2 protein-coding genes are annotated in these 1,326 nt (G+C 62.4%); both read right to left on the bottom strand.

Going from position 1 to position 1,326, the window contains the following annotated elements; genetic code table 11:
- On the bottom strand, nt 1-872 hold an 872-nt coding region (locus ACFO6X_RS15820), incomplete at its 3' end, for an electron transfer flavoprotein subunit alpha/FixB family protein (protein ID WP_382434970.1).
- Nucleotides 873-900: 28 nt separating this feature from the next.
- The coding region (locus ACFO6X_RS15815; RefSeq protein WP_382434968.1) for an electron transfer flavoprotein subunit beta/FixA family protein at nt 901-1,326 on the bottom strand (426 nt) is incomplete at its 5' end.

The following is a 1,326-nucleotide window of genomic DNA, read 5'->3' as shown; positions in this document are numbered from 1 at the left end:
GCCACGCTAAAAATCGGCGCCTCCGGGTCTTTGTTGATCGCCACAATCACCTTGCTGTCCTTCATCCCCGCCAAATGCTGGATCGCCCCCGAGATTCCGCAGGCAATATACAGCTGGGGCGCCACAATTTTTCCTGTCTGGCCCACTTGCCAGTCATTCGGGGCATAGCCCGCATCCACCGCCGCACGGCTCGCACCCACCGCCGCTCCCAGCTTGTCCGCCAACGGCGTGATGACTTCTTGGAACTTCTCGGCACTGCCCAACGCCCGGCCCCCCGAAACGATGATCTTGGCCGCCGTCAGCTCAGGCCGGTCGCTCTTGGCAATTTCGCTGCCCACATAGCGGCTGCTGCCCGCATCGGCCACCGCCGCGATGCTTTCTACCGCAGCACTGCCTCCCGTGGCCGCTGCCGCATCAAAGCCCGTGCCCCGCACCGTGAGCACCTTCACGCTGTCGCTGCTTTGCACCGTGGCAATCGCATTGCCCGCATAAATCGGCCGCTCAAAGGTGTCTGCCGACACCACTTTGCTGATTTCGCTGATTTGCGCCACATCCAACAAGGCCGCCACCCGTGGGGCCGCGTTTTTGCCGTTGGCGGTGGCCGCAAACACAATGTGGCTGTAGTGGCCCGCCACAGCCAGCACTTGGGCCGCTACGTTTTCCGCCAACGCATGGGCCAGTGCCGGGCCATCGGCGTGCAATACCTTGCTCACACCGGCAATTTGGCTGGCCGCTTGGGCCGCAGCACCCGCATGGTGACCGGCCACCAGCACATGGATCTCGCCACCTATGGCCACCGCCGCCGTGATGGTGTTCAGGGTAGCGCCCTTGAGGCTGGCGTTGTCGTGTTCTGCAATAACGAGGGTCGTCATGTTTTTATCCTTGATGCGTCGCAGTTTCTTACAGTACCTTGGCTTCGGTCTGGAGCTTGGCTACCAGCGCCGCCACATCGGCCACCTTGACACCCGCGCCACGTTGCGGGGGCTCGCTGACTTTGAGCGTCTTCAGGCGGGGGGTCACATCGACGCCCAAATCCGCCGGTTTGACGTTGTCCAGCGGCTTCTTTTTCGCCTTCATGATGTTGGGCAGGGTGACGTAGCGCGGCTCGTTCAGGCGCAGGTCGGTGGTAATCACAGCGGGCAGGCTCAAAGACAGGGTTTCTAAGCCGCCATCGACTTCGCGCGTGACCTGGGATTGGCCATCGGCCAGCTCCACTTTGCTGGCAAAGGTGGCCTGGGGCAGTCCGGCCAAGGCGGCCAGCATTTGGCCGGTTTGGTTGGCATCGTCGTCGATGGCTTGCTTGCCCAAAATGATGAGGCCGGGTTG

Origin of the sequence: Giesbergeria sinuosa, assembly GCF_042652905.1 — a bacterium.
In the GTDB taxonomy this organism is placed as follows: domain Bacteria; phylum Pseudomonadota; class Gammaproteobacteria; order Burkholderiales; family Burkholderiaceae_C; genus Simplicispira; species Simplicispira sinuosa.
The sequence above is the reverse complement of the archived record's forward strand: the minus strand, read 5'-3'. Positions and strand labels throughout refer to the sequence as shown.